The sequence below is a fragment of the Neisseria sp. P0001.S005 genome (assembly GCF_051963715.1).
Genome location: NZ_JBQCTZ010001045.1, coordinates 1 through 242, shown reverse-complemented (window position 1 = coordinate 242; position 242 = coordinate 1). Strand labels below are relative to the sequence as shown.

The 242-nt window shown below is 50.4% G+C and carries 1 pseudogene; it reads right to left on the bottom strand.

The window, feature by feature from the left end:
* Positions 1 to 242: pseudogene (locus ACTHSP_RS24005) on the bottom strand (polyphosphate kinase 2); the annotation flags it as partial.

Sequence of the window (242 nt, the reverse complement as noted above, 5' to 3'; positions counted from 1 at the left end):
GGCAGGTTTTGGATGTAGCGTTGGAAATACCATTGGCCGCGTTCGGTAGTGGTTGGTTTCTCCAAAGCAACCACGCGTGCGCCACGCGGATTCAGGTGTTCCATGAAGCGTTTGATGGTACCGCCTTTACCAGCTGCGTCGCGGCCTTCAAACAGGCTGACGATGCGCTGACCGGAATCTTTAACCCAGCTTTGTACTTTCAACAATTCGATTTGCAGCTTCTGTTTTTCTTTTTCGTAAAC